22 protein-coding genes and 4 rRNA genes are annotated in these 25,155 nt (G+C 46.5%); 5 read left to right on the top strand and 21 right to left on the bottom strand.

Annotation, left to right across the window (positions count from 1 at the left end):
• The first annotated feature begins 51 nt into the window (after nt 1-51).
• From CHL1_RS00315 to CHL1_RS00305, 3 genes are all read left to right on the top strand, one after another.
• Nucleotides 52-444 (top strand): pyridoxamine 5'-phosphate oxidase family protein, encoded by a 393-nt coding sequence (locus tag CHL1_RS00315; RefSeq protein ID WP_070371752.1) that lies wholly within the window; start codon nt 52-54, stop codon nt 442-444.
• A 212-nt stretch (nt 445-656) separates the two neighbouring features.
• Complete coding sequence (locus CHL1_RS00310) at nt 657-2,018, top strand: DUF2252 domain-containing protein (protein WP_070371753.1); 1,362 nt, start codon at nt 657-659, stop codon at nt 2,016-2,018.
• 158 nt (nt 2,019-2,176) lie between these two features.
• Nucleotides 2,177-2,671 carry a QueT transporter family protein gene (locus CHL1_RS00305; protein ID WP_070371754.1) on the top strand — a complete coding sequence of 165 codons (495 nt, stop codon included), beginning with the start codon at nt 2,177-2,179 and terminating at the stop codon, nt 2,669-2,671.
• A gap of 341 nt (nt 2,672-3,012) precedes the next feature.
• Here CHL1_RS00305 and rrf (CHL1_RS00300) read toward each other — a convergent pair.
• The 18 genes from rrf (CHL1_RS00300) to CHL1_RS00215 all read right to left on the bottom strand — a co-directional run bounded on the left by rrf (CHL1_RS00300) (nt 3,013) and on the right by CHL1_RS00215 (nt 19,625).
• Nucleotides 3,013-3,129: ribosomal RNA gene (gene rrf / locus CHL1_RS00300) — 5S ribosomal RNA — on the bottom strand.
• 89 nt (nt 3,130-3,218) lie between these two features.
• Nucleotides 3,219-6,082, bottom strand: a 23S ribosomal RNA gene (locus CHL1_RS00295).
• Between the two features lie 208 nt (nt 6,083-6,290).
• A 16S ribosomal RNA gene (locus CHL1_RS00290) occupies nt 6,291-7,815 on the bottom strand.
• Between the two features lie 457 nt (nt 7,816-8,272).
• Nucleotides 8,273-9,115, bottom strand: a complete 843-nt coding sequence (locus tag CHL1_RS00285) for a pirin family protein (protein ID WP_070370602.1) — start codon at nt 9,113-9,115, stop codon at nt 8,273-8,275.
• A gap of 410 nt (nt 9,116-9,525) precedes the next feature.
• Nucleotides 9,526-9,642 (bottom strand): 5S ribosomal RNA (gene rrf / locus CHL1_RS00280).
• The 16S, 23S and 5S rRNA genes sit together here, the layout of an rRNA operon.
• Before the next feature lie 50 nt (nt 9,643-9,692).
• Nucleotides 9,693-10,493 carry a hypothetical protein gene (locus CHL1_RS00275; RefSeq protein ID WP_250934298.1) on the bottom strand — a complete coding sequence of 267 codons (801 nt, stop codon included), beginning with the start codon at nt 10,491-10,493 and terminating at the stop codon, nt 9,693-9,695.
• 58 nt (nt 10,494-10,551) lie between these two features.
• Entirely contained in the window at nt 10,552-10,740 is a 189-nt protein-coding gene (locus CHL1_RS00270; RefSeq protein WP_250934297.1) for a hypothetical protein, read from the bottom strand.
• Nucleotides 10,737-11,318 (bottom strand): peptide arginase family protein, encoded by a 582-nt coding sequence (locus tag CHL1_RS00265; RefSeq protein WP_250934296.1) that lies wholly within the window; start codon nt 11,316-11,318, stop codon nt 10,737-10,739. Before CHL1_RS00265 ends, CHL1_RS00270 begins: the two co-directional genes overlap by 4 nt.
• The gene (locus CHL1_RS00260; protein ID WP_070370604.1) at nt 11,311-11,904 is read right to left on the bottom strand and encodes a TatD family nuclease-associated radical SAM protein; all 594 of its coding nucleotides are present in this window, start codon (nt 11,902-11,904) and stop codon (nt 11,311-11,313) included. The genes CHL1_RS00265 and CHL1_RS00260 overlap by 8 nt, the downstream gene beginning before the upstream one ends.
• Nucleotides 11,905-12,255: 351 nt before the next feature.
• Nucleotides 12,256-12,456, bottom strand: a complete 201-nt coding sequence (locus CHL1_RS00255; RefSeq protein ID WP_070370605.1) for a hypothetical protein — start codon at nt 12,454-12,456, stop codon at nt 12,256-12,258.
• Nucleotides 12,457-12,561: 105 nt separating this feature from the next.
• Nucleotides 12,562-12,933 (bottom strand): arsenate reductase family protein, encoded by a 372-nt coding sequence (locus CHL1_RS00250; RefSeq protein ID WP_070370606.1) that lies wholly within the window; start codon nt 12,931-12,933, stop codon nt 12,562-12,564.
• A gap of 26 nt (nt 12,934-12,959) precedes the next feature.
• A complete protein-coding gene (locus CHL1_RS00245; RefSeq protein ID WP_250934295.1) occupies nt 12,960-14,444 on the bottom strand; it encodes an arylsulfotransferase family protein in 1,485 nt (494 codons plus the stop codon).
• A gap of 269 nt (nt 14,445-14,713) precedes the next feature.
• Nucleotides 14,714-15,694 carry a lipoate--protein ligase gene (locus CHL1_RS00240; protein WP_070370608.1) on the bottom strand — a complete coding sequence of 327 codons (981 nt, stop codon included), beginning with the start codon at nt 15,692-15,694 and terminating at the stop codon, nt 14,714-14,716.
• The gene (lipA, locus tag CHL1_RS00235; RefSeq protein WP_250934294.1) at nt 15,681-16,547 is read right to left on the bottom strand and encodes a lipoyl synthase; all 867 of its coding nucleotides are present in this window, start codon (nt 16,545-16,547) and stop codon (nt 15,681-15,683) included. Before lipA ends, CHL1_RS00240 begins: the two co-directional genes overlap by 14 nt.
• Before the next feature lie 12 nt (nt 16,548-16,559).
• Nucleotides 16,560-16,799: a biotin/lipoyl-containing protein gene (locus tag CHL1_RS00230; RefSeq protein WP_070370610.1), complete on the bottom strand. Its 240-nt coding sequence runs from the start codon at nt 16,797-16,799 to the stop codon at nt 16,560-16,562.
• Nucleotides 16,800-17,223: 424 nt separating this feature from the next.
• A complete protein-coding gene (locus CHL1_RS00225) occupies nt 17,224-17,958 on the bottom strand; it encodes an ABC transporter permease (RefSeq protein ID WP_228881863.1) in 735 nt (244 codons plus the stop codon).
• 3 nt (nt 17,959-17,961) lie between these two features.
• Complete coding sequence (locus CHL1_RS00220) at nt 17,962-18,714, bottom strand: ABC transporter permease (RefSeq protein WP_250934293.1); 753 nt, start codon at nt 18,712-18,714, stop codon at nt 17,962-17,964.
• The gene (locus CHL1_RS00215) at nt 18,711-19,625 is read right to left on the bottom strand and encodes an ABC transporter ATP-binding protein (RefSeq protein WP_228881861.1); all 915 of its coding nucleotides are present in this window, start codon (nt 19,623-19,625) and stop codon (nt 18,711-18,713) included. The genes CHL1_RS00220 and CHL1_RS00215 overlap by 4 nt, the downstream gene beginning before the upstream one ends.
• Before the next feature lie 146 nt (nt 19,626-19,771).
• Between CHL1_RS00215 and CHL1_RS00210 the strand changes: the two genes are divergently transcribed.
• On the top strand, nt 19,772-20,491 hold the full coding sequence (locus tag CHL1_RS00210) for a response regulator transcription factor (RefSeq protein ID WP_250934292.1): 720 nt from the start codon (nt 19,772-19,774) through the stop codon (nt 20,489-20,491).
• Nucleotides 20,488-21,846, top strand: a complete 1,359-nt coding sequence (locus tag CHL1_RS00205; protein WP_228881858.1) for a sensor histidine kinase — start codon at nt 20,488-20,490, stop codon at nt 21,844-21,846. Before CHL1_RS00210 ends, CHL1_RS00205 begins: the two co-directional genes overlap by 4 nt.
• Before the next feature lie 53 nt (nt 21,847-21,899).
• Here CHL1_RS00205 and CHL1_RS00200 read toward each other — a convergent pair whose 3' ends face one another.
• The 3 genes from CHL1_RS00200 to CHL1_RS00190 all read right to left on the bottom strand — a co-directional run bounded on the left by CHL1_RS00200 (nt 21,900) and on the right by CHL1_RS00190 (nt 25,067).
• Entirely contained in the window at nt 21,900-22,469 is a 570-nt protein-coding gene (locus tag CHL1_RS00200; RefSeq protein WP_250934291.1) for a biotin transporter BioY, read from the bottom strand.
• Nucleotides 22,470-22,481: 12 nt separating this feature from the next.
• Complete coding sequence (locus CHL1_RS00195) at nt 22,482-23,462, bottom strand: biotin--[acetyl-CoA-carboxylase] ligase (protein ID WP_250934290.1); 981 nt, start codon at nt 23,460-23,462, stop codon at nt 22,482-22,484.
• A 96-nt stretch (nt 23,463-23,558) separates the two neighbouring features.
• Complete coding sequence (locus CHL1_RS00190; RefSeq protein WP_250934289.1) at nt 23,559-25,067, bottom strand: Sapep family Mn(2+)-dependent dipeptidase; 1,509 nt, start codon at nt 25,065-25,067, stop codon at nt 23,559-23,561.
• Nucleotides 25,068-25,155: the final 88 nt, after the last annotated feature.

Below are 25,155 nucleotides of genomic sequence, written 5' to 3'. Positions count from 1 at the left end.
ATAATCATACTAAAATAAACCAAATAAATCAATGTTTATCAGGAGGTAAAGATGAACGAAGTAATTGAATTTCTAACTGACTGTGGTGTTTTCTTTCTCGCTACCGTTGAAGGCGACCAACCCAAGGTTCGTCCCTATGGATTTGTGATGGATTATGATGGTAAACTCTGTCTCTGCACCAATAATAAAAAACCCAGCTATGCTCAAATGAAGGCAAATCCGGCAGTGGAAATTTCGGCCTCAAAAGAGGGCAAGTGGATCCGCCTTAAAGGCAATGCCGTTTTCTGTACAACACCTGAATCTCAGGCCAAGGCTCTGGAAGCAATGCCTGGACTGGCTGGCATGTATGCCGTTGGCGATGGCTTATTTGAAATCTTTGCCATCGAAAACGGGGTAGCGGATTTCTGTTCCATGGCTGGCGAAAACCACCAAGTTATTTTATAGTCTACCCGATCATCAATTTATAAACGGCTCTATCTAAGCAGTCTGACCTTCAACTCAGACTGTTTTTTTATGCTGGCAGGACGGATTCTGCTATGCAAGTTTAAACAACCGTGCTAAAATAAAAAGCATCAATCCCCTAACTGCCCCCCACGATACTGAATCTAATTACCTTTTTATCAGTAACAACGATTTAAAACCCAGGAGGTTAATGAATGATTGTCGGTTTAACCAAAAATCAGCAGATTCCTACGGCAAAAATGAATCGCAATAGCGGTCGGGCCATTCGGGAAAGAATTCCATTTTCTGCCCAATCCGTTTTTCACCCTGTTGATCGTGATCCAGTTGCCATCATTGAGAGTCAGAACTATTTTCGGATTCCCGAACTGATTCCGCTGCGACACCAGAAAATGACGGCATCTCCTTTTGCTTTTTTCCGGGGAACAGCCCTGTTGATGGCCAATGATCTATCCCATCAGGCCCAGTCCGGCATTCACGTGACCATCTGCGGTGATGCCCATATTGGCAACTTCGGATTCTACGCTTCTCCGGAACGCCGACTGATCTTTGATCTCAACGACTTTGATGAAGCCGCTCCCGGCCCTTGGGAGTGGGATTTGAAACGACTGATTACCAGTGTGATTCTTTGTGCCCATGACTTGGGCTTTGATAACAAAAAAATCCGTGAGGTTATTCTGCAAACCGCCGCCTTTTACCGCAAAGGTCTTGACCTGATGTCCGATATGACCTCCCTTGAACGCTACTTTATCCTGGGCGATGAGGAACTTTTTCTGAAAAGTTTTTCCGATTCCTCCCGGGAAGAGTTTGAAAAAATCATCAAAAAAGCCAAAAAAAGAACCTCTAATCAGGTTATCTCTAAGATGACCGAAACAGACCAGTTCGGCCGTCGGGTTTTTATTGAAAGTCCCCCGATTACCACCCATTTAGATCCCAAACTCATTGATGAAGTGGAACAGTATTTTCGTCAATATTTAAAAACCGTACGTCCAGATATTGAAATGCTCTTATCCCAACATGTGTTAACCGATATTGCCCAGCGCGTCGTGGGCGTTGGCAGTATTGGTACCCGCTGTTACCTGCTGGTGCTAACCTGTGAAGATGCAAGCCATCTTGTTTTACAGATCAAGCAGGCGAATGAATCGGCGATTACCCAATACAATCAGAAAAATTTCACCACCCCGGATACGCTTTCTCATGGCCTTGGCAATGGCTATCGGGTCGTTAGCCATCAACAGATCCTTCAGGCCGCTTCAGATCCTTTTCTTGGCTATTTTTCAGCCTCCGAAGGGATGGATTTTTACGTCCGTCAGTTTCGGGACATGAAAGGCACCGTCGATCTATCCGAACTGGATTTTGAAGCCTTTAAACAATACGTTATTAATTGTGGTTTATCCCTGGCCCGGGCTCATGTCCAAAGCCCTTATGCCAACTGGATTAATGGCTATTTAGGCACTGACGATGGGTTTGATCACGCTGTTCTTGACTGGTGCCTGGCCTATTCTGAGCAAGTTTACCGGGATTATGAAATCTATAAGCAAAGTCTGGCAAGTAACTAAATCCGCACTTCAATACTTGAAAATGTCCGTAAGCCGGGCATTTTTTCTTGCTTTTTATCCGAATATCCGTTATAGTGTTAATAATGGGATCTATCTCATTTATTCTTCGTGTGTTCGTGACCTTCCACACGTAAAACAAAACTAAAGGAGTTTTTTTTATGCGAAAAATCAGTGTTCTCTTTGTTACCCAGGCAGCGGTCATTGCTGCCATGTATGTGGTTTTAACCTTTGTGTCCAGCTCGTTGGGTTTGGCCAGCGGTGAAATTCAAATTCGGCTCTCCGAGATGCTTGTTATCCTTCCGGCATTTACACCGGCAGCTATTCCAGGTCTTTTTCTCGGTTGTCTGCTGAGCAATCTCTTAACCGGCTGTACCGTGATTGATATTGTCTTTGGCAGTCTGGCAACTCTCGTTGCGGCGATCATCAGTTATCAACTGCGCAACAACAAATACCCTATGGTTGTTGCCCTTCCGCCAGTTATTGCCAATATGATCGTGGTACCATTTATTTTAAAATTCAGCTATGGTGTTCCTTTACCAATCCCAGTCATGATGGCGACGGTGGGTATTGGCGAAGTGATTTCCTGTGTTGTTCTGGGATCGGTTCTTTACTTTGCCCTGGACAAGCGTCGGGTTATTTTTCATCAGAGTTAAAGCGATCTGTGCGATAGTACAGTCGATTCTTAAAGACAGGCCGGTGGCCTGTTTTTTTAATGACAGCCGTTTAAAAAAACAGCCGTTTAACTCGATCATGCGGCACGTAGGCGTCGCGTCAGTCGCCAAATGGCTCCTTCCTTAAAATATAAAAAGCATTCGTCTCAAACATCTCCTAAAGTTACTGCCGCTTAATGAATCCGTGCAACTCCGTCGCAGCTATCGCTGCGCCTCCGTTTGGGGCTTCGCCCCATAAAAAAATACAGACATAAACATTGATTTCCAAGTGAACTTGAATCAATATTTATGTCTGTATTTTTGCACGGCTTCATTAAAAAAAAATCCCGCAACGTCCTATCCTCCCAGGCAGTTGCCCACCAAGTACTTTCGGCGCTGGAAGACTTTACTTCTGTGTTCGGTATGGGAACAGGTGTGGCCCTTCCGCCATCGTCGCGAGATTAATTAACTATTTAATTATTATTGCATTTATCAATTGTCTTTTATGATCACGCAGTGATCATTCAAAACAGCACAGTGTATAAATTCTTGGATCAAGACCTCGGTCGATTAGTACTGGTCAGCTCCATATGTTGCCATACTTCCACATCCAGCCTATCTACCTGATCGTCTATCAGGAACCTTAACCATTTCTGGTGAGATATCTTATCTTGAGGGGGGCTTCGTGCTTAGATGCCTTCAGCACTTATCCCTTCCAAACTTAGCTACCCAGCTATGCTCCTGGCGGAACAACTGGTGCACCAGTGGTTTGTCCGTTCCGGTCCTCTCGTACTAGGAACAGCTCCTCTCAAATATCTAACGCCCACGACGGATAGGGACCGAACTGTCTCACGACGTTCTGAACCCAGCTCGCGTGCCTCTTTAATGGGCGAACAGCCCAACCCTTGGGACCTGCTTCAGCCCCAGGATGAGACGAGCCGACATCGAGGTGCCAAACCTCCCCGTCGATGTGGACTCTTGGGGGAGATAAGCCTGTTATCCCCGAGGTAGCTTTTATCCGTTGAGCGATGGCCCTTCCACTCGGAACCACCGGATCACTAAGCCCGACTTTCGTCTCTGCTCGAGATGTCTCTCTCGCAGTCAATCACCCTTTTGCCTTTGCACTCTAAAAGATGGTTTCCAACCATCCTGAGGGTAACTTTGGGCGCCTCCGATACTTTTTAGGAGGCGACCGCCCCAGTCAAACTGCCCGTCTGACACTGTCCGATGACCGGATTACGGCCACTCGTTAGAATTCCAATAGTACAAGGGTGGTATCCCAAGGTTGGCTCCTTCGAAACTGGCGTCCCAAATTCTCAGCCTCCCACCTATCCTGTACGTGTACTACCAAAACTCAATGCCAGATTGCAGTAAAGCTCTACGGGGTCTTTCCGTCCTGTCGCGGGTAACTCGCATCTTCACGAGTACTACAATTTCACCGGGTGTGTTGTCGAGACAGCGCTCAAATCGTTACGCCTTTCGTGCGGGTCAGAACTTACCTGACAAGGAATTTCGCTACCTTAGGACCGTTATAGTTACGGCCGCCGTTTACTGGGGCTTAAATTCGCACCTTCGCTTGCGCTAAGCACTCCTCTTAACCTTCCAGCACCGGGCAGGCGTCAGCCCCTATACATCATCTTTCGATTTAGCAGAGACCTATGTTTTTGCTAAACAGTCGCTTGAGCCTCTTCTCTGCGGCCCCCCTTAAGGGGCACTCCTTCTCCCGAAGTTACGGAGTCATTTTGCCGAGTTCCTTAACAACACTTCTCCCGCTCATCTTAGGATTCTCTCCTCGCCTACCTGTGTCGGTTTACGGTACGGGCACCTTCTCTCTCAATAGAAGCTTTTCTTGACAGCGTGAAATCAGCGACTTCCCTACTTATTTTTCGTTCCCCGTCACGCCTTGGCCTTAAAAGTAAGGGGATTTGCCTCCCTACTAAGCCTTGACGCTTGGCCCAGCTTTTCCAACCGCTGGGTTCGCTTATCCTTCTGTGTCACTCCATCTCTCAAACAATTAAAGGTGGTACAGGAATTTCAACCTGTTGTCCATCGCCTACGCTGCTCGCCTCGGCTTAGGCCCCGACTTACCCTGAGCGGACGAACCTTCCTCAGGAAACCTTGGGCTTTCGATGGTGAAGATTCTCACTTCACTTTCGCTACTCATGCCAACATTCTCTCTTGTCCCCAGTCCACCTAACCTTACGATTAAGCTTCGCCCCTGGGACATTGCTCCCCTACCACTATGGTAGTACCATAATCCATCGCTTCGGTGCCAGATTTTAGCCCCGTTCATCTTCGGCGCACAACCACTCGACCAGTGAGCTATTACGCACTCTTTAAATGTGTGGCTGCTTCTAAGCCAACATCCTGGTTGTTTGTGCAGTTGCACATCCTTTCCCACTTAATCTGGACTTGGGGACCTTAGCGGATGGTCTGGGCTGTTTCCCTTTCGACTATGAGACTTATCTCACACAGTCTGACTGCTGTATATAAGTGGATGGCATTCGGAGTTTGATACGGTTCAGTAAGCTTTACGCCCCCTAGCCGATTCAGTGCTCTACCTCCATCACTCTTTACTACAACGCTAGCCCTAAAGCTATTTCGGGGAGAACCAGCTATCTCCGTGTTCGATTGGAATTTCACCCCTATCCACAACTCATCCAAGCCTTTTTCAACAGACACTGGTTCGGACCTCCACTTGGTTTTACCCAAGCTTCATCCTGGTCATGGATAGATCACACGGTTTCGGGTCTACAGCATGCAACTAGTCGCCCTGTTCAGACTCGGTTTCCCTGCGGCTCCGTACCTGAAGTACTTAACCTTGCTACATACCGTAACTCGTTGGCCCGTTCTACAAAAAGCACACCGTCACTTGCGCTCCGGCTGCTTGTAAGCACAGGGTTTCAGTTTCTATTTCACTCCCCTTCCGGGGTTCTTTTCACCTTTCCCTCACGGTACTTTCCGCTATCGGTCAATCAGTAGTATTTAGCCTTGGGGGGTGGGCCCCCCATCTTCCCACAGGGTTTCACGTGTCCCGTGGTACTCGTCGATTACCCACTCACTCTATTTTCACTTACGGGGATCTCACCCTCTGCGTCCGGCCTTCCCATGCCGTTCAGCTAATAAAGTAAATTTGTTGTAATCCGGGCTCTTCCTCTTTCGCTCGCCGCTACTCAAGGAATCGATGTTTCTTTCTTTTCCTCCGGGTACTAAGATGTTTCAGTTCCCCAGGTTCCCTCCATAACGCTATGTATTCACGTTACAGTGACTGGTCTTCTACCAGCCGGGTTTCCCCATTCGGATATCTGCGGATCAACGGTTATGTGCACCTTCCCGCAGCTTTTCGCAGCTTGTCGCGTCCTTCATCGGCTCTGATTGCCAAGGCATTCACCCTGTGCTCTTTTCTTCTTGATCCTAAAATTACGTTTCTAATGTTGTTAACATTTTGAAATTGTATTTCATTTATTTATACACTATGCTGTTTTCAATGATCGTTTGGACGCCTACCACTGTTTGGGTATTTATCCCGCTAAAAAATGCATCCGAGGATGCCTTCTTAAGCTTTTTTGTATGAACCAGTCATACAAAAGAAAATAGTACCATGACTTCCTGTATTCCCTAGAAAGGAGGTGATCCAGCCGCACCTTCCGATACGGCTACCTTGTTACGACTTCACCCCAATTACTGACCCCACCTTCGGCAGCTGGCTCCTTGCGGTTGCCTCACTGACTTCGGGTGTTGCCAACTCTCGTGGTGTGACGGGCGGTGTGTACAAGACCCGGGAACGCATTCACCGCAGCATTCTGATCTGCGATTACTAGCAACTCCAACTTCATGCAGGCGAGTTGCAGCCTGCAATCCGAACTGAGATCTGTTTTAAGGGATTAGCTTCACCTCGCGGTTTCGCAGCCCTCTGTTCAGACCATTGTAGCACGTGTGTAGCCCAGGTCATAAGGGGCATGATGATTTGACGTCGTCCCCACCTTCCTCCGTGTTATCCACGGCAGTCTGCTTAGAGTGCCCAACTGAATGATGGCAACTAACCACAGGGGTTGCGCTCGTTGCGGGACTTAACCCAACATCTCACGACACGAGCTGACGACAACCATGCACCACCTGTCTCTCTGTCCCCGAAGGGAAAGTCTGATCTCTCAGATTGTCAGAGGATGTCAAGACCTGGTAAGGTTCTTCGCGTTGCTTCGAATTAAACCACATGCTCCGCTGCTTGTGCGGGTCCCCGTCAATTCCTTTGAGTTTCAACCTTGCGGTCGTACTCCCCAGGCGGAGTGCTTATTGCGTTAGCTGCGGCACTGAGTCTCCCCAACACCTAGCACTCATCGTTTACGGCGTGGACTACCAGGGTATCTAATCCTGTTTGCTCCCCACGCTTTCGCACCTCAGCGTCAGTATTTGTCCAGCAAGCCGCCTTCGCCACCGGTGTTCCTCCTAATATCTACGCATTTCACCGCTACACTAGGAATTCCACTTGCCTCTCCAATACTCAAGTCTTTCAGTTTCAAATGCATGTCACCGGTTGAGCCGGTACCTTTCACATCTGACTTAAAAAACCGCCTGCGTGCCCTTTACGCCCAGTAAATCCGGACAACGCTTGTCCCCTACGTATTACCGCGGCTGCTGGCACGTAGTTAGCCGGGACTTTCTTCTTGGGTACCGTCTTTTTTTCTTCCCCAATAACAGAGCTTTACGATCCGAAAACCTTCTTCACTCACGCGGTATTGCTGCGTCAGGGTTGCCCCCATTGCGCAATATTCCCCACTGCTGCCTCCCGTAGGAGTCTGGACCGTGTCTCAGTTCCAGTGTGACCGTTCGCCCTCTCAGACCGGTTACCCATCGTCGCCTTGGTGGGCTGTTATCTCACCAACTAGCTAATGGGACGCGGGTCCATCCTATGGCACCGGAGCGTTTAACAGCAAAGCCATGCGACTTCACTGTATTATAAGGCATTACTCCCAGTTTCCCGAGGCTATTCCTTTCCATAGGGCAGGTTACCCACGCGTTACTCACCCGTTCGCCACTTTCTAAGATTTCATTCCCCCGAAGGGTCATTCCATCTCGTCTCGTTCGACTTGCATGTGTTAAGCATACCGCCAGCGTTCGTCCTGAGCCAGGATCAAACTCTCAATAAAAAGTTTGTATTTAAAGCCGTTTGGCTTTTAAATGCTGTCTCATTTTGAATAAAGCGTATTTTATACTCTACCGAGTTAATGTTTTATAGAGTTCATCTCTCTGTTTCTATTTAGCCTCATTCATCCTTCCGGATGTTTTGGCTGTTTTACAGGTTTTATGGTACTATTCTCTTTTCTATGACCGTTGCCACTCCGTCGTTTTTTCAGCGTTTCCGACTGAAGAAGCTTTTCTATTATATCGTCGTTTCCTATGATTGTCAAGCTGTTTTTTGAAATTCTTTTAAGTTCATTTCAATGTTTCAGCTGTGTCCGCTGCCTCACTCGAGACAACTTCATTAGTATACGCTCTTTTCACCCTCCTGTCAACTGGTTTTTGAAAGTTTTTTTCATTTCTTTTTGACACTACCGCATCGTGTTCATTCTGCGCTTGCATTCCCAATTAATAAAAACACATCCCCTAGAGTTGGGGACGTGTTTTTATAAAACTGCCATCTTCCAAATCGGCAAAGGCTTGTTTTAATTCTTCTTCGGTATTCATCACGATGGGACCGCCCCAGGCTACTGGTTCATTTAGCGGCGGTGCCGAAAATACTGCGAAACGAAGGGGCTTGTCATCGGCTGTTATTTCAATATATTCGCCCTCGCTAAACAACAGCGCCGATTTCTCTTTATATAAGGTTCCTGCCACCAAACCTTGTCCTTCAATTAAAAACGCGAATGCGGTTTCACCTTTGGGCGTTGGAATCCTAACTGATTTTTCCGGCTCAACGACCACATCTAAAATCATCGCCTGGATGTGATGGGGTTCTGCACCTTTTACACCTTCGTAGATTCCAGAGATAACCCCAACATTAAAACCATCCCCTTTATACAGAGGAATATTTTCTTTTCTGATTTCAAAATACTTGGGCTCCGTCATTTTTTCGGATCTGGGCAGATTCAACCATAACTGGAAGCCCAGCATTCTTTCACAAGCTTGAGGCATTTCCTGGTGGAGAATCCCGCTACCCCCGGTCATCCATTGCGAGCAGCCAGATTCGATGGCACCCTTGTTTCCCAGGCTGTCCTGATGTTCGATCAACCCTTCGACCAGATAGGTGACCGTTTCAATACCCCGGTGAGGGTGCATTGGAAAACCTTTGATGTAATCTGAAGGATTTTTCGAATCAAAGGAATCCAGCATCAGGAAGGGGTCAAATGCTTTTACGGTTGAATGGGACAAGACCCTCGTCAGATGAACTCCGGCCCCATCCACTGCACTTATACCCTGAACGACTTGCATGACTTTTCTTTCTTTCATATGAACGCCTTCTTTCTTCTTCTTTTTTGAACTTATGATTAGGATTATACCGTATGCAGCTTTATTTAAACCTGTTTGGGAAATAATTATTTGTCGCCAGATGGCTGCTCTTAACATTACTGCCACTAAATGAAGCCGTGCAACTCCGTCGCAGCTATCGCTGCGCCTCCGTTAGGGGCTTCGCCCCATAAAAAAATAGATATATAACCATTGATTTTTAAGTAAACTTAAATCAATGATTATATATCTATTTTTTTGCACGGCTTCATTTTAAATGATCGTAGTTTCCTCGGGTTTGTTTAATCCTTATCGGATCAAACCCTCGTCAACTGCGTTCTTTTTTGCACCTTTGCTTCGCTCTGCTCAGCTGCATACCAAATTTTTGCAAAATTTGGGCAAAAAATTCAAAAGCCCCGCAACGTCCTATCCTCCCAGGCAGTTACCCACCAAGTACTTTCGGCGCTGGAAGACTTTACTTCTGTGTTCGGTATGGGAACAGGTGTGGCCCTTCCGCCATCGTTACGAGACTATATTAGTTTACATCATGTATTATGGTTTGTCAAGCCCTTTTTAAATTTTAATCTTCCATCAATTCCTGGATCAACATTTGCGCTTTTACAACACTCTTTTCCACCTCATAGGAAGTGTCAGCTCTAAAAATACACTGCGTTTGCCCCGAATCATTCTGATAGGTAACCACCAGTTTGTTTTTCGATGCTTTTTCATGATCCGTTTTATCTTTTTTGAGTTCATCTTTGAAGCAGGTCTCCCGCCAGGCCTGATTTTTTACAATATCCCATGTCGAAGCAATGGTGACGGATTTTATCTCCAAAAACGGAATACTAAATTTGGGACCCATTACGGCAAAGTCAATGCCAGCTTGGTGAATTTCAAGGGTTCCTTTCAGAGGCTTTTCAAATTCCTGGTAGCCCCCCAGATAACTGGCCATCATCGACATTTTTAAAGCTGTGGCGTTTTTATCCCAGAAAAAAAGCTTGCTTTTCGGTTTGGAGCGCTGATCGTTTCTGGTGCTATCCGGCTTCCGATGCTGATTCGCTATGTTCTCTTCATTAAGATAGCCGAACATGGAGTTGATATTTTTTTTATTTGCACCACGATCATTCATCACCACATTTGAAATCAGTTCTGACCGGACGCACACTTCGGTCATCTGGTCACCCGCCGATTGCAGCTTAATGGTAATCCGCTGGCCATTGGCAGCAAAAACGATTTTTGTGTGGAGAACAAGCAGGCTTTCTTCTTTGTCTACGATATGGTTCTTCAATTCATATTTACCGGTGTCAAAAGCTAACAAACGCTCTTCACACTGGTCTTTAGATTGCTCAATGATTCGGGTTTCTTCACTGTGTTTTCCCATAAAGTCTCTCTCCCATCATCATATTCCAGATTCTGCTTTGTTGTGTCATTTTTAGTATTTATTTGCCGATGATTTTTTCCAGCAGGTCGATGAGCTTTTCTTCACAGCTTCCAATTGTAAACGGATCTGTTTTTAAAAAATCAAAATACGTTTTTGAACGGGCCACGGTAATCATCTGAGCCTGTTTGACCAGATCTGCAAAAATGCGGTTTTGATTAAGATCCAGCTCAAAATTTTCCGGACTCAAAAATAGTCCAGATCAATATCAAGAATCAACGCCTCGTTACTGATTTTTTTAAGCGGCAGTCCAATATTTTTAAACATGTCATCTTTAAGGCTCCCAAACTGGTTTTCCGGAACCAGATAGTGATGTCCCTGTGAATAAACATGTTTTTCCATACAATTGATCATATGGTAATTGCTCAGATAGCCCAATTCCATGGCTGTATTGATATGCTCATCATTACGCATCTGATCCATCGTCATTTCGACACTGTTTAAATTAAGCGGCTCCAGGGCAGACAACATTCTATTCTGAAATTTTTTCACCAGCTCGGTTTCCCGCTCGGGATCAATGGCCATGGCTTTTTGATAAGCCCATAGCCAAAACGGCGGGTTGGTATCGGGATGATAATCAATACTAACCAGAACCAGCGGCTGTTTTTGGATTTGAAATAAACGCCCCCAGATCAGCAGCACATATTGATGGTCATCCACCACCCAAATCTCTTTGCCGCCGATGTTCAGGCCCCGGGGCTTTAAATTGCAGTGACTTGTATCAACAGCGTTTTCTGTCCCGTCGCTAATCATCTCGTCATTAGTCAATATAGGAACGGATTCGCAATTCTGCCCCAACCGACTGACTAATCCGACGACATGCTTCCTGATCCTCGATCGGAAGGATATCGACAATGGTTAACACCACCTTGGTATATCTTCCTGCTAGTCGCGCAAACTCCAACAATTCTTCATAGGCATCTTCAAAAACCGGACGGCATAATTCATCATATTCTTTTTTATTCTTTGCATTTAAGCTGATCGATACCACGTCAATTGCATCCTTTAAAAGCGGTGTCATATCTTTTTTATAGATCAGGTTTCCATGGCCATTGGTATTGAGTCGAATAGGAATGGAATGAACCTTTTTCACTTCCTTGGCGATGGCACAAATTTCATCGAGACGATAGGTTGGCTCACCATATCCACAAAAAACCAGCTCATCATATTGATCCAGATCCCGCCTTAAGATATCTGCTTGTATTTCTTCTTGCGTCGGTTCGATCTCCAACCAGAGATCATCAACGCCATTAATTGTCGGTTCATCTTTTCTTACGCAAAACGTACAGGCATTGCTACATCGATTCGTTATGTTCACATATAAAGATTTCCCTAATTCATAGGTAATCGTCATTTTATTTTCCTCCAGAGATTTGTATATCTTTCGTTTTCGCACGTATCCATCCTCGTCATAAACACCTATGGGACGTTGGAATCGGTGGGTAAATTATTTTTCTACATATTGCTTTCAAACAAATCTTATAAAAAGTTATCAACATTTTACCATATTTAACCATGATGTCACGTAAAAACATGATTTTCTATGAATATCTCTAATTATTCCTCTTGTCATTGGGAAATATTTAAGATTTCCTGATGTTTATACAACCCCAAACTACTTTTCTTACTCAGTAAAAAAGCACATTTTCCAATCAACATAATTGGTAAACATGCTTCCTGTGCGTCTCTATTTGGTTTCGTTTCTTTAGAATACCGGTCCCACCAGTTTTAAGTCACAGCCTTCACATTCCCAGTCAAGCCCTAGGCCGTTCATTTTACCGCCGCATTGAGGACAAATCCCCGTACCGCTTTTGGGGTAGGTATATTCAGTCAGTTCCATTTCAACTATTTCCACCACATCAGTCTCAGGTTGTTTTCTAAATTTCTCAATGGTTTTTCGTGACATTTAACTTTCTCCTTTGTATTCGATTAATAATCCTTTTTTCATTATAGACCATCCCTGCTGCCCTTACAAATGATTTATAGGAAAAAATAACGGCCACTTTAAGGATTAATCCCGCTTATCGGTTAATAATACCGTTTGCCATTGTTCTTCTTTGAAGCCGATCAGGACGGCATCGGCCAAAATAACCAATGGTCGCTTGACCAGCATCCCATTAGTAGCCAGTACTTCAGCCATCTGATCGGGCGTCATGGTTTTCACCTTGTCCTTTAAGCCCAGTTCCCGATAAACCAGGCCACTGGTATTAAAAAACTTTTTGGCATCACCCGGATATAACTTCATCCATGCCAGCAGTTCATCTTTTCGGGGATGTTCCTCGACAATGTGCCGCTCTTCCACATCAATCCGATTTTCGGCCAGAAACTTTTTTGCCTTCTGGCAGGTTGAACATTTAGGATAGCATAAAAATAGTGGTTTCATCATTGATCTCCGTTCTTATCAACTGTCTATTTAAACTTCTGCACCCGGTCATTGGCAACACCATTCGGCAAGGTAACTTCCAGCAGTTTTTTACCGGTGTTGAAGTCTATTTCCGAAATCGCCACGTTACCATCTTTGAGCAACCCCCATCCGATGGTGTATACTTCAATATTATCACCAATTTTTTGAGCACTACCATAAGCAAGGGTCGTTTTTCCTGGTATCTTGTATTCCTGATAGCTCAAAATCTTCTTGTTGACTTCATCCAGTTTTATTTTGAGCACTCTCGTTTGACCCGTACTTGTCGCATTGTCAAACACTGTTAATTCATCTTCGGCGGTGATGGTGATATCCGTTTGACCCGATGTTTTTTGTTCCGGCGACATCCCAAATTCATCACCATTTCCCGATAACTTCCAGATTACATCCCGGGTTTCCCGATCAATTTTCATGATGGTGTTCATGTTTCCAAAAGAAACAATCAGATTGTTATCCGCCGGATCTATAATCATCCGATTGAACCCGGCATAATCCGGACTCTGGCTGGTGGTATTGCTGTAATCATGGTCGTTGACACTAAGACCATAAAATTCCGGATGGGAATCCGTGGTAAACTCAAAAACGACCTGATTATCTTTGACTTCCTGAATCAGATTTCGCACTACCTTTGATCCCATGGTATTGGCACCCAGACCATCTGGCAAATTTTGAACCAATACTAGTTGAGATGCCTCAACAATATAATGATTATCCGCAATCAGTATAAAATCCCGACCATCCACCGGGTCGCCTTCATTTGTCAATTCACTTTGAGCCAGGGTAATGGTGTCAATTTCCTGATAGCGATCATCCAGGATCACCCGTTCTCCCACCGCATAACCGATTCCATTGCTGTCACCATATACCCGTTGGTAGCTGTAGCGAATGGTACCATTTTCCAAAACATGTTTCTTGAAATCCCGATAGGATTCACCCTTAGCTTGCTCCGGGGATTTGGCGATGTAAAAAACCACCTCACCCTTTTCATTCAGTTCGTATAGCGCTGCCCCCCCGGTTGCGACCGCAGCAAAGTAATTTCCATCATAACTACTTGTTCCGGCGGGAATAATTTCGGGTAGCTGGGATGACAGGGTTCTTAAATAAATCACCCGCTCGTCCTTTTCATTGCCCACCTGAATCTTGATGAGGTCGCCTGAAGAAAGCTGATCCAATTTTAAATCCATGGTTGTGCCCGCACCGATGCCCTTTCCGTCTATTTTAACGGTGGCACCTACCTCGTTGATTAATTTTATTTTATTTTCAGTGACACTACTTAAGCTGACCGCGTCGTACACTGCATCGTTTTCGGAAAGGGGCAGTTCCACATTAAAACCGTTGATTTCAAAGCTCAGCGTTTTGTCTGACATCAGAGTATTATCCCGCCCTGCGTAGGCCAGGGTAAAGCTGACTAAAATAATCAGTAGCACCGCTGCGCTTACTGATGCAATAAGAAATTTACTTGAATTATCCATAAATTCATCTCCTTCTGATCCCCAATCATTTCATATGCCGTTTTTGTTAAAATACGCCTTTGTATTATAAGCATGCGAATGATTCTATCACACCTATTTTAAATTTTCATGTGATCTTGTTTGACATTTTAAATAGACTCACCATCCATTCATCAGACTATTGTAACGCATTCCCACAAAAAGGTAAAGGCCTGGTCGTTTCGTGATCGTACTGGCATAAAAAATCCCCACCTTGATTAAAAGATGGGGTGATTGCCTTTTTAATATGGTCAACAAATAATATCTGCCAGCTCATCCACATTGATGTTATAAAACCCCTGCTTAATATCACCTTGTGCGATGGCTTTTTTAATGCTTTCTTTTTCATAATCAGCGCCAATCAGAGCATTACTCAGAACCGAAATGTCCATGGTTCCAAAAAAATCACCATAGATATGACAATCGGTTATCTTTCCCTTATTGACATCCAATTTAAATTCCATTTTTCCGCCATCAAATCGACCGGTCTTGGTGATGTTGAACTTCGGGGATTTGCCATAGTTCCATTCCCAGCTGGCAAACTTTTCTTTGGCAATGGCCTTGATTCGGGCCAGATCGGTATCCGTCAGTTGATAGTGCTCTTTTGATCCTTGCATAATGCTGTCGACCATCAATTTTTTGAAGGTATCCGTATCAATCGGTTTTGTTAAATGATCAGAGATATTCGTTACCCGCTCCTTCACCGACTTTATCCCTTTGGAGATAATTTTATAATCATCTACCGTCAAACATTTGACCATCTGTTCAAAATCGGTACTGAATAGCAGTGAGCCATGATGCAGGGTATATCCATTTAACATGCACTGAGCATTGCCAGAAAACTTTTTACCCTGAATAACCAGATCGTTGCGACTATTGAATTCAGCCGGAACATCCAGTTTTTTTAAGCCCTCAATTACCGGGCTGATATATTTGCTAAAATCGATCGTGTCAGACTGACCACGGGTGATAAAACTAAACTGCCAACCTCCCATATCCGTATAAATGGTTCCGCCGCCAGTAATGCGACGCACGACCTTGATCCCATTTTCTTTGGCATAGTTCTGGTTGATTTCTTCGATGGTATTCTGGTACTTACCAACCATCAGGGTTGGTTCGGTTCGCCAGAAAATAAAAATCTGATCCTCCGGCAGATTTTTCTCGGTAATCAGGTAATACTCCAATGCAAAATTAAAAAAAGGATCCGTGGAATCATTTTCAATATAAATCATTGTTTTTCCCTTCCTTAAGTGCCTCTTCTGCCCGATAGGAACTGCGCACCAGAGGACTGCTGGCAACATAGTGGAAGCCCTTGGCTTCGCCAATTTTCTTGTACTGCGCAAACTTTTCCGGAATTACATAAGCCTTAACCTCAAGATGTTGCGGTGATGGCTGCAAATATTGACCAATGGTAAAAATATCGCAGCCGACTTTCAGGCAGTCATCCATGACCTGGTAAACCTGTTCATCGGTCTCTCCCAGGCCCACCATTATCCCGGTTTTTGTTTTGATATGAGGCGCCTGTTTTTTGACATACTCAAGCACCGCCATCGATCGGTCATAGTCCGCTTCCGGCCGAACCACCGAATAAAGTTCCCGGACCGTCTCCACATTATGGTTAATCACATCCGGATTGGCGGCAATAATACGATCCAGGTCCCTCTGTACGCCTTGGAGGTCGGGGATCAGCACCTCAATCGAAACCCCGGGGTTAAGCTCCCGAACCGCCCTGATGGTATCGGCAAAATGTCCGGCGCCACCATCTTTAAGATCATCCCGGGTGACACTGGTGATCACCACATGATTTAAGTCGAGTTCCTTAACTGCTTCAGCCAAATGCTGAGGCTCTTTGGGATCAACCGGTTCCACCGCTCCACTGGTTACATTACAGAACCGGCAGTTGCGGGTGCAGGTTCTCCCCAGGATCATAAAGGTAGCCGTCTTTTTTTTATAACATTCTCCCAGATTCGGACAATTGGCTTCCTTACAAACGGTATTGAGTTTCAGTTTAGCCATCAGCCCATTCACTTCTTCGACAGCCGCTTTATTATAGCTGACCTTTAACCATTCTGGTTTCTTTTTCATTTTATCCCCTGATCAATCGCAATTGATAACCGCAATTATTTCATCGGCTTTAATTTCATCGCCTTCTTCAAAAAAAACTGCTTCCAGAACACCGGATTCCATGCTTTCAACCTCGCTGACAACCTTGTCCATTTCAATTTCGAAAAGCACCTCACCCTTTTCGACCACCTCTCCCACTTCTTTGTTCCAGGACGCCAAGACTCCCGATTCCATTTGTTCACTTAATTTTGGCATTTGAATATTTTTTTTCACACCATTTCTCCTTTTTATTTTTTGTTCTTGTGAAAACTAAACGCAGAGTCATCATTGCTTTTGTTTCGCAGTTACCCCTATTTCACAAAATATTTAGTTAGATTATCTATCTTTTTGGGGATTGCCCGCCCACCTCGTTTCTTCCCGGCAAAGCGATCATCGCTGTCGGTATGGACGCTGTCAAAAACCGGCCTGTTCGTGTCGATTACTTAATTTCAGGCTTGCCGCATATCTGACATCCCGGATTGACTTAATTTTACCTGAGGTTTGCCTGATCGTCTACTTTAATTTATTCATCTTTCTGACCTTTTAAGAAACCCCGCCGCCAATTTAAAATAACCTAAAATCAATAAGGCCAGTGTTTGGCAATAATCGTCACCGCTCAACACAGGCCTATTTTTGCTTTATGCTTGGATTCAATTGATTAACCCGTCACCACATCCCGCCGTTTTAACCAAGTGATGGCAAATAGACAAAACCCCGATGTAAAAATAGCGCAGGCAACCAGAAAGGCAATTTCACCCACCGCCATCGGTGCCGCCGGATCATTGGCCCGCATCCCTAGGGTGATCAGCGCATAGGGAAAGTAGAGCCCATAGCCTTGCGATAGTAGTGCCAACCCGGCGATCCCGCCCATCAGAGCAATTCCCACCGGCACCGCAAAGCTGCGAATCACCAATGATAAACTCAGCTGTAAAGCGCATACCACCATGCCACCCAAGGCACCAAATAACAGCCAGAGCGGTAATTCCGGGGGAATCGGATCCGAAAGCCCCGCTAATAATCCCGAAAAGATAAACAAGAGTCCCATCCAGATCTGGGTCAAAATCACCATTAACCAACCCATTATCAGTTTTGCCATAAATAGCTGTGTTATCGGAACCGGGGCAGTCAATACCGCATTCCAGTTATGATTGGCATGCTCCAGCCGAAACAGATAGGACGCATAAATCCCAATCAATACCGGTAAGAAAAAATAACAGGCAAACAGGGTATGCTGGGTCCACAGGCTGTACCACTTATTTTCCAGCATGCTCAGGTTGTTGAGATAATTGAAGGTTCCCATAAAGGCCGGAATAATGGGAATCAGTAAAAAAGCCAGCCACATCGGACTGTGTCGCATCTTGATCATTTCTGCTTGTAAAGCCCGTATCAACATCGCTCAGACCTCCCTTCTGACAAATAACATCTGGCCGACGCCATAAATCAGCCCAAAGAAAACCAAAATCAGGCCGAGCCCCGGCCAATCAATGGCCTTCCAATAAAAATCAGTGGCTCGGGTGATCGGATCCCAATTCATGCCAACCTGCATCAACACCCCGTAATAGCTCCACAGAACCAGTTTTTGAAATCCCTGGGGGAAAAACATGCTAAACAGACCAATAAATCCACCAATTAGTCCCAATGTCATCGGCACCATCTGATTGGCAACGAGCATTGAGACCCCCTGTTGAAAGACATAGATAGTCAGACTCACCATCAGGGTAAACAACAGATACCCAACCAGCGCCCCCCAAGGCACTGGCCCACCAAAATGCAGAACGACGCCCATGCCGATTATAATGACCAGTTGTCCCAGAGCGGCACCCAGCATATAGATGCTGCCCCAGATAAACTTAGCCGCATATAGACGCCGCACCGGCATCATGGTTTCCAGTAGCTTCAAGGTTTGGCCCTTATGCTCCACATCGCTAAGACGAGAAGCCACCACTGCGGCGATCACCGGCATGATGATGCAGTTAAGCATCGGAAACTGGTAGAGAAAAAATAGCCAGCCCTGGGCCAGATCATTGGCATCCTTGTTGGAAATAGCCCAGCCCGCCCAGAGCAGCTGAACCGCCATCATTATCGCCACCACCAGCCAGATCTTGCGGCCCTTTGCTTTTAAAACCTCCATCCAAATTGCGGCGCTCATAAGCTCACCGCCGTTCCAGTCAACTCCAGGAAAATATCCTCCAGGCTTTTTTTACGTTCTTCAATCCGAACTAAACCAATATTATTCTGTCCCAGTGCTTTGCTGATTTCAGCCATCCGCGTATCTCTCATCTGCGGGATAATCAGATAATCGTCCTCGGCTTCCCAGGTCACGCCGTTTTGACTGAGGAATGCTTTGGTTACCTCATTATTTAAGGTGCGCACTGCCAAATGCTGTTTGCTGTACTGATGCAGTTTGGTCAGGCTGTCCTGATAAACCAGCTCGCCTTCCCGAATGATTCCCACCCGGGTGGCCAGCTGATCAACTTCACTTAAGAGGTGGCTGGAGACCACCACCGTCATCCCGAATTTTTGCGGCAGCGACTGAATCAGCTCCCGCATTTCCGAAATCCCGGCCGGATCCAACCCATTGGTGGGTTCATCCAGAATCAGCAGTTTGGGATAACCCAACAGGGCACTGGCCAACCCCAGTCGCTGTTTCATTCCCAGTGAATACTGGCTGACTTTTTTGTGCTGCTGGTTCTCCAGCCGGACAATTTTTAAAACGTCAGCAATGTTCTGTTTGGGTACCCCCCGCAGGGTTTGAAAGATCCGCAGGTTTTCTGCTCCGGTTAAATGACCGTAATAGCTGGGCGATTCAATCAACGAACCGACATGCTTAAGATTTTCCAGCCGGTTTTTGCTGTTGACCCGTTTTCCAAAAACGGTGATCGCCCCCGCCGTGGGCTTGGTCAAGCCCAGAATCATTTTAAGCGTCGTTGATTTCCCGGCGCCATTGGGCCCCAGAAACCCATAAATCGCCCCTTCCGGAACCGACAGATCCACATCTTTGACCCGATAAACATTGCCATATTGTTTGCTGAGCCCCTCCGTCTCGATAATATTGTTCATAATATGCACTCCTTCTTTTTGTATACCGTTATGATAGCCGATGAACCTTACGGCGGATTGTCCCCGGCCTTACGTTTACCTTAATTTTAAGGTCATCCACTAACAGCAACTATTTTTTCAGGTATAATAACGAAGAGGTGATTCGGATGAAAACAATCTTTGACGCAAAACTTCTGGTTGTCGATGACGAACCGGAAATTACTATTCTATTAAATACAATCCTCCATCAGGCGGGCTTTGCTCGGGTGCTCAGCGCCGAAAACTGCCAGCAGGCCCGGGCACTTTTTGCTTTGGAAAAGCCCGATGGGGCGATTCTCGATGTAACCCTGCCAGATGGCGACGGGTTTTCGCTGATGCAGGAGCTGCGGCTGCAATCAAATGTGCCAATGCTTTTTTTGTCGGCCCGGGATGAGGATGAAAATCGACTTCTGGGATTGGGACTGGGTGCCGATGACTATATTACTAAACCCTTTTTGCCCCGGGAACTGGTGCTGCGTTTAAGCGGAATCCTGCGGCGGGTTTACCAGCCGCGACAGGCTCAGCCAACGGCAGAGGAATGTCTGGTACTGGGAACGGTGACCGTCAATTTTAAAAGCGGCATTGTTAAGACCGATGCTGGTGAAAAAAACCTGACCGCCAAAGAGCATGCCCTACTGAAAAAGCTCTGGGAAAATCAGGGCCATATCGTCACGGCTGACAGCCTCTGTCGCAGCGCCTGGGATGATGATCTCTATGGCTACGAAAATACTCTGATGGTTCACATCCGGCGGCTCCGGGAAAAAATCGAGGTGGATCCCTCCCAACCCCAATACCTGTTGACCGTTCGGGGTATGGGTTATAAACTGGCCAGGGAAAACAAGCAATGAAGAGTCTGCGAAAAATCATCACCCGTTCGATACTGCTGACCGCTGCCATTGCGTTGCTTCTGGTGGCCATCAATATGGCTTTTACCACCAACTGGATGTTTAAATACTCCGGCAGTCAGCCCCTTAAATACGCCATTGCCGATATTTCCGATGGCCTCTCGAGCGTCGATGGAACTTATACCCTTAATGCCGCTGCCACCACGATGATGGAAGAACAATATGCCTGGGCGATGCTGATTAGCCGGGATGGTCAGGTGATCTGGGATAAAAACCTGCCCGGAGATATTCCCCGGCACTACACCCTTACCGATGTGGCCTCCTTCAGCCGTTGGTATCTTAACGACTATCCGGTCTCGGTTTGGGAGCATCCCGACGGTTTACTGGTTTTAGGCGACCCCAAAAACAGCATCTGGAAATATAATATTACCTCCACCGAAGATACCATTGCCCATGTCCCTGGTTTGATGACCGGTTTTTTGATCTTGAACGTCCTGTCGGCCCTGGTGCTGGCCTTGTTTCTGGGACTGTGGCTCTACCATAAGCTAAAACCATTGTATAACGGCATTACCGCCCTACCAAAAAAAGAACCCCTGTCACTGCCTACCGGCGGTGTCACCGGGGAAGTGTCAAGGATTCTTAATGAAACTTCAGTCATTCTCAGCCAGCAGGAACAACAACTGGCTCACCGGGATCAGGCTCGAACGGAATGGATTGCCGGGGTTTCCCACGATATCCGCACGCCGCTGTCGATGGTGATGGGCTACGCCAGCGAACTGGAAAGCAACCCCAGCCTCCCCGCCACCGAACAAAATCAGGCCCGGATTATCCGTCAACAGAGTCAACGGATCAAGTCCCTAATCAGCGATTTAAACCTGGCCTCCAAACTGGAGTACCATGCCCAACCGATGGAACTGGCCCGTGTGTCGCCCGCCGCCTTAATCCGGGGCGTAGCGGTGGATTTCATCAATGACGGTCTCCCCGAGCCCTATTCACTTTCCGTCGATGTGCCCGAGGAAGCCAATGGTCCCATCTTACTGTGTGACCAGGCCCTGATTCGTCGGGCTCTGACCAACCTGATTGACAACAGCATCCGTCACAATCCCAGGGGCTGTGCGATTAAACTGTCGGTGACCAAATCAACAGATGGGTTAGTGCTTAAAGTCAGTGACAACGGCAAAGGCTATCCCCCTGAGCTTATTAAAAATTCAGGGGGATTGGATGAATCGCCGTTACTCGGAAACCACGGCTTGGGACTGATCATTGTTCGCCGAATCATGAAAATCCATGGTGGGAACATTGTTTTTGAGAATTTGCCCCAACAGGGCTGTGCGACTTCTCTTCTTTTTAGCACTTAATCCCGATCCTGTCTTTATGACTATGCTACTCAATCCAGCGGCTTTTACACAAATTACTTTGTGAGCATCCCTTGCGCAATCACCGGGGCCAGACGTTTAGCCAGCAGCACACTAATGGCAATCTTAATCAGATCGCCTGGCAGGGTCATCACAAAGCCGGTCATCATCAGCGTGGCGGCCCCCACCGGAGTGTTGAGGTAGTAATTGGCAATGATATAATACCAGGTTAGCCCCAGCCCGTAGATCACAGCCGTTCCGGCCAGGGCAGCAATGACCATCGGCAGGTTTTCGTTGTTGGTGTTCTTTTCTGCCAGCCAACCGGTGACAAAGGCCCCCAGGGCAAAACCGACAATATAGCCAAAGCTTGGTTTTAAGACATACATCAGCCCACCACCACCGGAAAATACCGGCAGACCAACCAGGCCTAGAAAAATATAAACCAGCACGGCAATCAGGCCGCCCCGGGAGCCCAGCAGCAATCCCGCCAGAATCACAAACAAAGTCTGCAGCGTAAAGGGGATTCCCGGCAGCGGCACTTTAATCATCGCCCCGACCACGATCAAAGCGGAAAACAATCCGCAAAGTACTAACATTCTTACATTAATTGTATTTTTTTCTAGCATTTATTCCATCCTTTATTCTAATTTTCTGATACTGATTTCCCCGGTGTTCAGGGTTTCTGTCTGTCCAAATTGATTTTTAATCATTAATCCACCTTCGTCGCTGATATCCAGGGCAGTTGCCACTTCCCACTCATTGTTCCGGAAAACCTTAATCTGTTTTCCTAAAACCATGGAATGGGTTTTATATTCTGCCAGGAAATCCCGGTTGGTTAAATCTTCACAGATACTCAGCACCTCATTGATAATTTCCGCTGCCAGCCGGTTACGGGTCAGGGCATCCGGTTTTTCATTAAATAGTGTCCCGACAATGTCTTCCAGTTCCTTAGGCAGAGCCGCTTCCGGCTGCTTGAAATTCAGACCGATGCCGATGATCACAAACTCGAACTGTCCATTTTCAAAATTGGTCACCGCCTCGGTGAGAATCCCCACAATTTTCCGGTCGTCCCGGTAAATATCATTGACCCACTTAATCTGAGTATCGATCCCCGTCACTTTTTTAATGGCCCGGCAAACCCCTACCGATGCCCCGGTAGTTAACAGCACGGCATCCCGGGCGGCCACCTCGGGGCGCAGCACCAGACTTAAATAAATCCCACTTTTGGGCGGTGAGTAAAAAGAACGGCCCATACGGCCCCGCCCCTGGGTTTGCTCTTCGGCAATAATAACGGTTCCCGTCTTGGCCCCTTCCAGTGCCAATTTTTTGGCTTCCTGATTGGTGGAACCGATGGTTTTGTAGACAATCAATTCAAGATCCTGATTGGTAGGAGACAGCCAGGGGTGGATTCCTTCCGCCGACATCAGATCCGATTCACTTTTTAACCGGTAACCCTTGTTGGTGGTGGATTCAATCTCGTATCCTTCTTCTTTTAACGCTTTAATGGCCTTCCAGATGGCCGACCGGGAGACGTTCATGGTGCTGGCCAGCACTTCTCCAGATAAATAGTTTTCTCTATTTTCTTCCAAGGTTTTTAATAATTTTAATTTTGTCGACATTTCTTCACCTCTGGGGTTATTCTAAACAAAAAAAGTTATTGTCAACCATTTTTGAACTATTGGTTGACAATAACTCTCGCCATTGCTGTTTTCTTTTTACTGAGCCAATACTGCCAGGGCCTTGACAATAATCTCAAAGTTTTTTTCCAGACTTTCAATGCTCCAGAACTCATCGGTTTGATGACAGGTGTTGGCCTCGCCGGGAAAGCCACCGCCAAAAGCCACGGAGTTGTCAAAGGCCCGGGCATAGGTACCGCCGCCGGAAACCATCGGTTCGGCCATATCCCCGGTGCAGTCCTGATAGACCTGCTGCAGGGTGGTTACCAGAAAGCTGTCTTTATCGACATGGAGGGGTTTGACATCGTGATCCATTTCCAAACAAAAGCCCAGATCAGCTGTCGCTTTTTTTATCGCCGCAACAACATCACTGCTTTTTAGCGTCACCGGATAGCGGATATCACAGCGCAACACCGCCTTGTTTTCGTCCACCTGAACAATGGCAGGGTTTAAGGTCAGCGCTCCCGACACCGAATCCGCCAGATCAATCCCAAACCCGGTTGTGGTAGCCCGCTCCAAGAGCGTAAGGATTGGATGGGTGATCCCTTCTGCCGTCAATATTGCTGCCAGTTTCAGGATGGCGTTATCCCCTTTTTCCGGCTCCATGGCATGAGCCGATTTTCCTTTGGCTTCAAAAGTCCGGCCATTAAAAACGGCCTGGGCCGCATCCGGCACCGAATTGATCTGACCACCACCGCTAAAGACAAGGGCCGGGGTCTGGTAATCCAGTTCTTTTTCCAGAATAATATTCATAATGCCTTTTTCGGCAAAGATGGCCGGATAGCCGGAATCCGGTGAAAACGAGCAGGCCGGGACTTCTTCGGTCTGTTTATAGCGGTTCATACAGGCCCAGTTGCCGCCTTCTTCATCACCACCGATAATCAGGCGCACCCGTTTACCAAGCGAAACCTTGGCTTCTTTTAACGCTTTCAGCGCATAAAGCGAAACCATCGTCAGGCCCTTGTCATCAAGCACCCCCCGACCATAAATAGTGTCGCCGTCAATGGTCAAGTCAAAAGGGGGGACGGTCCAGTCTTCACCTACCGCCACCGTATCGATGTGGGTGGTCACGGCCACCAGTTCCGACCCTTGGCCAAATTCTACATAACCGCAGTAGCCATCGCAGTTTTTGGTGCGCATGCCAAAGCTTTGGCCCCGTAAAAGGACAAAGTTCAGCGCTTCGTTGATGCCAGTTCCCAGGGGGGCTTCGTCGGTTATTTCACCGGCATCGCCATTAACCGTCTTAATCTGCAACAGCGTTTTCAGATCCTGCAATAAGGCCACTGTATCCAATTCTGGTTCTGTCGCCACTTTTTTGTCAGTCAGATATTCAAAGCGCCTGACGATTTTTCCATCCTTTTCCAGGATTTCGTTCCACATCGCTGCCGGACGCACCCACAAACCGCCTTCACCATATAATGGCCGGTAAACCACCATGGCTTCTTGCGTTTCACTGTGGGTTGCAACGCCGATGACTTCATATTCATTGCCCTTGTAATGCCGATAACGGCCCAGAGGGATCTTTTTTTTCGTTAGTATTTTACTCATTTTTATTCTTCCTTCTTTTCATCAGTCGTGCTATTATATACAAAGAAGCTTAAGAAAGTGATGTTTTTCTTAAGCTTTCTCTTTAAAA

Source organism: Acetobacterium wieringae (assembly GCF_023700225.1).
Lineage (GTDB): Bacteria > Bacillota > Clostridia > Eubacteriales > Eubacteriaceae > Acetobacterium > Acetobacterium wieringae.
The sequence above is the reverse complement of the archived record's forward strand: the minus strand, read 5'-3'. Positions and strand labels throughout refer to the sequence as shown.